The 7,293-nt window shown below is 29.1% G+C and carries 7 protein-coding genes; 3 read left to right on the top strand and 4 right to left on the bottom strand.

Annotated features, from left to right (window positions below; translation table 11 throughout):
• Positions 1–98: 98 nt before the first annotated feature.
• Positions 99–1,466, bottom strand: coding sequence for an ATP-binding protein (locus ABNK64_RS06505; protein ID WP_291256696.1), 1,368 nt, complete (start codon positions 1,464–1,466; stop codon positions 99–101).
• 335 nt (positions 1,467–1,801) lie between these two features.
• On the opposite strand from ABNK64_RS06505, the gene yfcC reads away from it, so the two are divergent.
• The 3 genes from yfcC (at position 1,802) to brnQ (ending at position 6,108) form a co-directional block, all read left to right on the top strand.
• Positions 1,802–3,304: a putative basic amino acid antiporter YfcC gene (gene yfcC / locus ABNK64_RS06500; RefSeq protein ID WP_349763867.1), complete on the top strand. Its 1,503-nt coding sequence runs from the start codon at positions 1,802–1,804 to the stop codon at positions 3,302–3,304.
• Between the two features lie 72 nt (positions 3,305–3,376).
• Positions 3,377–4,738 carry a sodium/glutamate symporter family protein gene (locus ABNK64_RS06495; protein ID WP_349763866.1) on the top strand — a complete coding sequence of 454 codons (1,362 nt, stop codon included), beginning with the start codon at positions 3,377–3,379 and terminating at the stop codon, positions 4,736–4,738.
• 95 nt (positions 4,739–4,833) lie between these two features.
• A complete protein-coding gene (gene brnQ, locus ABNK64_RS06490; protein ID WP_349763865.1) occupies positions 4,834–6,108 on the top strand; it encodes a branched-chain amino acid transport system II carrier protein in 1,275 nt (424 codons plus the stop codon).
• Between the two features lie 72 nt (positions 6,109–6,180).
• Here the strand turns inward: brnQ and ABNK64_RS06485 are convergent, their stop codons facing one another.
• The 3 genes from ABNK64_RS06485 to ABNK64_RS06475 are packed head-to-tail and all read right to left on the bottom strand — an operon-like array spanning position 6,181 to position 7,236.
• On the bottom strand, positions 6,181–6,603 hold the full coding sequence (locus tag ABNK64_RS06485; RefSeq protein WP_291256700.1) for a EutP/PduV family microcompartment system protein: 423 nt from the start codon (positions 6,601–6,603) through the stop codon (positions 6,181–6,183).
• 1 nt (position 6,604) lies between these two features.
• The gene (gene eutS, locus ABNK64_RS06480; protein ID WP_291256701.1) at positions 6,605–6,946 is read right to left on the bottom strand and encodes an ethanolamine utilization microcompartment protein EutS; all 342 of its coding nucleotides are present in this window, start codon (positions 6,944–6,946) and stop codon (positions 6,605–6,607) included.
• 2 nt (positions 6,947–6,948) lie between these two features.
• Positions 6,949–7,236, bottom strand: coding sequence for a chorismate mutase (locus ABNK64_RS06475; RefSeq protein WP_349763864.1), 288 nt, complete (start codon positions 7,234–7,236; stop codon positions 6,949–6,951).
• Positions 7,237–7,293 lie beyond the last annotated feature (57 nt).

Here is a 7,293-nt window from a genome sequence, read left to right as displayed (position 1 = left end):
AAAAAAGCCAAAGAGATTAAAAAATCTCTTTAGCTAATTTTAAAACATATGGCTATTAAGTTTGCAACAGCCCCTTTATACTTTTATATTAGATATTATCAAAAATCAGAAAGTATAATTGTTTTATCTTTTTGACTTAGAGCTATCAAATCTTCACTAAATCCTTCTTTAGAAAATAGGATAAAATACTCTTTTCTACTATTGTTGTTCCAGTTTACTTTTTTACTCTTTTCTTTCAATGAAAATAAGACACTTAAACCTACTTTTTTATTACTCCACTTACATTCACCAAAAATTATATCTTTATCACCCAATGCAACAATATCAATCTCCTCATTATTGTTCCACCATCTTCCAAGTTTTTTTATAGGGAATGGAATTTGTAAATTACTGAATAAAGTTTCTCTAGCCAATTCCTCATATATTTTAGATACCCAAAGATTAAATTCATTTTTAATTTTATCTAGAGGATAGGTTAAATTTTCGATTTCTAAATAACTTTGATAAGGATAAACATAGCTAAACCAAAATTTTAAATAGTTATCTTTAATTTTATACAATCCTTTTTTACTATTTTCTAAATTTTCAGTAACAGGAACTTCCTTTTCTAATATATCTAAATCTATTAATTTAGTAATATAGGGTGTTATTCCATTTGAATTTAATTCAAGATTGGAGCAGATAGAAGATAGCTTAGTATTTCCTGAAGCTATAGAATTTAATATAGAAAAATATCTTGATAAATCATTAATCTCCTCTTGAAGTAAAAATTTTGGTTCTGAATACAGGAAGTTATCTTTATTAAAAATATTATTCTCTATATTCCACAGAGGAGATTCGGTTTTATCAAACTCTAAAATGTATTTTGGAATTCCACCAGTTATTGAGTAAAATTCAATACGTTCTTTTTTTGATTTATTTTCAAAAAAATCTTTATAGTATTCAAAAGTAATGGGTTGAAGCTTTATTTGAGCTGTTCTTCTTCCATAGAGAGGACTATCATAGGATAGAACCTCAGAATACATCATAGAAATTAAAGAACCGCACAGAATAACCATAATATTTTTATGACACATTTTTTCATCATATATTCTCTGAAATATAGAGGAAAACCCCTTATTTACAGAACATAGATATTGAAACTCATCTATAACTAGAATAAATTTTTCATCATCTCTAATTTTATTTATAAAATAGTCAAAAATTGTGTCCCAGTCATTAATTTCTATTTTTTTTAAAAATTCATCTTTAAAATATTCTGCTAATTGCTTTTTAAATCTACTAATTTGAAGTGATTCATTTTGTTTGTCAGCAAAAAAATAAAAAGCATTTTTATCTTTTATAAATTCTTTTATAAGTGTAGTTTTTCCCGTTCTTCTTCTTCCATATAAAACAACAAAACTTTTTTCTCGAGTATATTCTTTTTCTAAGGTAGCCATCTCTCTTTTTCTGTTAATAAATTTCATTTTATCACCTCGAAGAATTATATTTTACTATATTATACCACTTTAATAAATATAATTCAAATTATGATAATTTAAATTATCATAATTTAGATTATCTTTTTTACTGATTATAAAAATTTATCATTTTTTATTTTTATATAATTTTTTATACTAATTTATTTTTTTACATAAAAAAAATATATCAATATCAATTTTTTTTATTAATAACTTATAAAAAGTTAAGAATTTTTTAAAAAATATTAAAAAAGTAATATATAAAATTGATTTATTGTATTGATAAATTTGAAGTTATAAAGTATAATCATATAGACAAACTTTAAACAAGGGGGGTAACAATGAAGAAAAAATTTAATATGCCTGACACGTATGTGATAATATTTTTTGTTGTAATATTTGCAGCAATACTTACACATACAGTTCCAGTGGGGAAATTTCAGATGGAAAAGGTAACTTATATTACTGAGACAGGTGCAGAAAAAACAAAAGTAGTTCCAATTGCAGGAAGTTTTTCTTATGAGTTAAATGAACAAGGAAAGCCACTTGTAGAGGGAGTGAAGTTTTTTGAGCCTGGAGGAGAAGTTGGAGTTTCTAACTATGTATTTGAAGGGATTGTAAGCGGAGATAAATGGGGAACAGCTGTTGGAGTAATCGCCTTTATCATAATAACTGGAGGAGCTTTTGGAATTATCTTAAGAACAAAAGCTGTAGAAGCTGGATTATTCACTTTGATTAAAAAGACAAAGGGATCAGAATATCTCTTACTTCCAATTGTATTTTTCTTCTTTTCTTTAGGAGGAGCAGTATTTGGAATGGGAGAGGAAGCAATTCCATTTGCAATGGTATTAATACCAATAGTAATTGGAATGGGATATGATGCTATTACAGGAATATTAATAACTTATGTTTCAACTCAGATAGGGTTTGCAACTTCTTGGATGAATCCATTTAGTGTTGCAATAGCTCAAGGAGTAGCTGGAATACCTGTATTATCAGGAGCTGGATTTAGAATATTTATGTGGGTATTTTTTACAGGAATAGGAATAGCTTATACATTAAGTTATGCTAAAAAAGTAAAAGCAAATCCAGAAAGCTCTATTTCATATGCTTCAGATGCATATTATAGAGAGGAGTTCAAACTTTCAGAGCAACAGGATATGGAGTTTAAATTTGGTCATAAGTTAGTTCTTTTAGTTGTTGTATTAGGAATGGCTTGGATCATCTATGGAGTAGTTAAGTTTGGATATTTCTTACCTGAAATAGCAACTCAATTTGTAATAATGGGAGTAGCATCAGGAATAATAGGAGTTTTATTCAAGCTTGATAATATGTGTGTTAATGATATTGCTTCATCTTTTAGAAAAGGAGCAGAGGATTTAATAGGAGCTGCAATTGTTGTTGGTATGGCTAAAGGTATTGTATTAGTTTTAGGTGGTTCTGAAGCTGGAGAGCCAAGTGTTCTAAACACTATACTTAACTGGGTAGCTGAAGGTTTAAGTGGATTACCTGCTGCTTTCTGTGCTTGGGTAATGTATATATTCCAATCAATATTCAACTTCTTTGTTGTATCAGGATCAGGACAAGCTGCTTTAACTATGCCTATAATGGCACCATTATCTGATTTAGTTGGTGTACCTAGACAGGTTGCTGTTCTTGCTTTCCAACTTGGAGATGGATTTACAAATCTAATAGTTCCAACATCAGGAATTTTAATTGCCATATTAGGAATAGCAAAACTAGATTGGGTAATTTGGGCTAAGTTCCAAATTAAATTACAAGGAGCTTTATTCTTCTTAGGTTCTTTATTTGTTGTAGGTGGAGTTTTAATGAACTTACAGTAATTTATATTATATTTTAAGTGACCAATTGATAGTAGTGATATCTTTTGGTCACTCTTTATTTTAGGAGGTATAGTGCAACAATTTTTTTATATTTTATGTTATTTAAGTTTTCTTTTAATTTTGGGAGTTATTATTAAATCAAAATTTAAAATTTTTCAAGATCTATTTATTCCAGCATCAATTATTGGTGGAACAGTTGGTTTACTAATAGGTCCTGAAATTATGGGGAGAGTATTTAATATCTCTACTCCAGTAGTGTGGAGCAAAGAGATCTCTTTACTCCCAAGTTTATTGATCATTCCAGTAATTGCAAGTATTCCCTTAGGAATGAATCTAAAGATAAAAAATAGTAAGGGTGAGTTTAGAGATATTTTAACAACAGGATTCATTCTATTCATAGTCACATTTCTTCAATTGGGGATAGGGTATTTTGTAAATTTTGTCTATAAATATATATTAAATAAACCCCTATATGAGACTTTTGGTGCTGAATTAAATACAGGGTTTGCTGGTGGTCATGGAACAGCAGGAATGATAGGAAGAGTTTTGCAAGAGATGAATATGGGGTATTGGGAGACAGCTCAAGGAATAGCTACAACCACTGCTACTTTTGGACTTATAGGTGGAATTTTATTTGGAATAGTTTTAATTAATAGAGCATGTAAAAAAGGAGAAACAGCTATCTTAAAAAATCCAAGTGATATATCTTTAGAGTTGAAAAGAGGGTATTATACAGATATTTCAAAACAGAGCTCATTGGGAAGAGAGACTATGTTAGCATCATCAATTGATACTCTAGCTTTTCATATGGCACTTGTTTTCTCAGTGTGTGGTCTTGCTTATATAATTTTAAGCTTAGTGAAGAAATATAGGGTGCCAGTTCTTTCATCAATATCTATTTGGATATTTGCAATGTTATTAATGATGATTGTATGGCAGATTATAAAGAAATTAAATTTAGAGTGGTGCATAGACGTGAAGGTGAAGAGTAGAATATCAAGCTTATTTACAGAGTTTGCAATAGTGAGTGCCATAACTTCACTTCCTCTTAAAGCGGTATTTACATATTTTTATCCAATAATTATCATGGTAGTTTTGGGATTTTTAGGAACTTGGTATTGTATAAAATACTATTGTTATAGATGTTTCAAAAATAATTACCCATTTGAAAGAGCAATATCAATGGCAGGAACTAGTTTTGGAGTATTTTTTACAGGTATGTTACTTTTGAAAATCTGTGATCCAGAGTTTAAGTCACCAGTATTGGGAGATTACTCTTTAGGATTCTCTTTAACAGCATTAGTTGGACCATTTATGATCATATATTCGATAACTTTGAGTTCACTATATAATCCAGTGATACCAGTGATACTCCATACCATATTAATTATAGTTTTCTCACTTGTAATTTATAATATAAATAGAAAAAAATAATCTGATTTTTATATTGACAGTAAAAAATTATTTTTATATTATATAGTAATAAATATAGTACTCTATGTAAATATTAATAATTTTGGAGGGAGAAAATGTATAAAAAGAAAGATGTTATTATAACGGGTTTTGCTCTTTTTGCTATGCTTTTTGGTGCTGGAAATCTTATTTTTCCACCTATGGTAGGATTTATCAATGGAGATAAATGGGCTCTAGCAACAATAGGATTTATATTGACAGGAGCTGGATTTCCACTTTTAGCTATATTTACTTCAGCTTTTGCTGGAAAGGATTTAGATAGCTTTGCTAAGAGGGTATCACCTAAATTTAGTAAGTTTTTTAATGTGGCTTTGATACTTGCTATAGGTCCATTGTTAGCCTTACCTAGAACAGGAGCTACAGCCTTTGAGATGATTTTTTCAAAGGGTGGTAGTAACTATAACATGTATAAAATTATCTTTATTGTTGTTTTCTTTGGGGTATCACTTTTATTCTCTTTGAAATCTAGTAAGGTAGTGGATAGAGTTGGAGCTATATTGACACCGATATTATTAGCAGTACTTGCAATAATAATATTTAAAGGGGTATTTTTTCCTATTGGAAACTCTATTACAACTGTAAAAGAGTTAGCACCATTTAAATATGGATTTTTAAATGGCTATCAAACAATGGATACATTGGCAGCTATTGTTTTTTCAGATATTATTTTAAAATCAATTAGAAAGGATAAGAACCTTTCACCTAAGCAAGAGTTTTCATTTTTATTACAAACGAGTTTAATTGCTATTGGGGGATTGGCTATTGTCTATGGTGGTTTGAGTTTTATAGGAAGTACAATAACAGATGAGGCATTGAAAGGTGCTGGAAGTGTTGAGCTACTAACTTCAATAGTGAAAACTTTATTGGGAAATAGTGGAAAAATAATTTTAGCAATCTGTGTTACAGGAGCTTGTATAACAACAGCAATTGGATTAACTGCTACTGTGGCTGATTATTTTAGTGAACTTACAAAGATATCATATGAGAAATTAGCAGTGATCACTACTGTTATAAGTATTATCTTTGCAATGTTTGGAGTGGATATAATAATAAAACTAGCTGTTCCTGTGTTAGTTTTTCTATATCCGATTGCGATAGCTTTGATATTTTTGAATATATTTAAAAATAATATAAAAAATGACAATATTTTTCTTGGAACAGTTATTGGAGCTGGAGTTATAAGTGGTTATGAAGCTTTACAAGCTATGGGATATAGTATAGAATTATTTGATAAAGTATATTCAGTAATTCCATTGACATCTTTAGGATTAGCTTGGGTATTACCAGCAATATTAGGAGGAGTAATTTTTAAGTTTATTCCTAAAAAATAGAGTGATTAGAAAAAATTATTAATTCAAGACAATAATAAAAAGAGCAGGTTGGTACTTGCTCTTTTTAGCTAATTATTTATCTAATTCAGCTTTTAATCTATTCAACTCATTTTCATCATTAAAACCAATATGAAATATTTGAGTAGCTCCAGCTATTTTTAACCACTCTTCACACATCTTAATATTTTGACCCTTATCAATTTTGGTGATTACCCCAATTATTTTTTTGCCCATAAACATATTGGAGATATTAGGAGGAAACATTGTTTGAGTGTCCTCTGAACTCTGAACAAAGATGACCTTTTCAACATTCATAGAGCTTACAAGTAGATTTCTAAGCATCATCTTGTTCTCAAGATACTCACCAGGAGTATCAATATATCTATCATCATAGGATATCATCTGAGTTTTTGAGTATTTAACTTCACTACCTTTTAATCTTTGTATGAGAGTAGTCTTACCACTTCCTGTTTTTCCCACTAGCATTATCTTCATACTATGACCTCGTACACTCACAAATTGAGAATTTTAAAGTGTTTTCTAAAAAATTTAAAACACTGTTAATAGATGTTTCAACACTTGAGACCTTACCATTAATAACAAGTGTCCCACTGAATCTATCCAAGAATCCGATCTCTATTTCTCCTGCTTTAGTAGCAATATCAGCCCCTATGATTGCAGCTTCTCCAGGTGTGATTGTAAGTATTCCAATAGCTTGAGTTGTTTCAATATTTAGCCCCAATTTGTTACAGATATCTTTATCTGGATGTGCAATAATATGTGCAAGTGTTATCTGCTTTCCTGGTACATATTCCTGTATAACCCTATTTTTTTCCAAATTTACTCCCCCTTACTATATTTATCAACTATCTCCTTCTGATAATTTTTTGATATTCTCATCATATTTGTAATTAGATCTACATAGTATTTTTCATATTTTTTTTCCTCAATGAGTTTTTTATTTCTTTTAATAACCTCATTTTCTCTGGAAGAATCTAAAATATCTAAGTTGTTTTCAATTTTGAAATTAATAACCTCTTCAACAGCTTTCATTCTCTCTTCAAAAAGCTTAGCAATCTCTTTATCTACCCTATTTATCTCTATTCTAGCTAATTCTAATCTATTCATATATCTCTCCTTTTTTTAATTATACCACTATTATTTAATAAAAAAAAGTTGTAAAAT

The organism is Fusobacterium sp. SYSU M8D902, assembly GCF_040199715.1.
In the GTDB taxonomy this organism is placed as follows: domain Bacteria; phylum Fusobacteriota; class Fusobacteriia; order Fusobacteriales; family Fusobacteriaceae; genus Fusobacterium_A.
Note: the sequence above shows the minus strand (reverse complement) of the source record. Positions and strands in the feature narration are given on the sequence as shown.

Coding starts and splice junctions, on each gene's coding strand:
- ABNK64_RS06505 (WP_291256696.1), bottom strand. CDS start 1,466: ATGAAATTTATTAACAGAAAAAGAGAGATGGCTACCTTAGAAAAAGAA.
- yfcC (WP_349763867.1), top strand. CDS start 1,802: ATGAAGAAAAAATTTAATATGCCTGACACGTATGTGATAATATTTTTT.
- brnQ (WP_349763865.1), top strand. CDS start 4,834: ATGTATAAAAAGAAAGATGTTATTATAACGGGTTTTGCTCTTTTTGCT.
- ABNK64_RS06485 (WP_291256700.1), bottom strand. CDS start 6,603: ATGAAGATAATGCTAGTGGGAAAAACAGGAAGTGGTAAGACTACTCTC.
- ABNK64_RS06475 (WP_349763864.1), bottom strand. CDS start 7,236: ATGAATAGATTAGAATTAGCTAGAATAGAGATAAATAGGGTAGATAAA.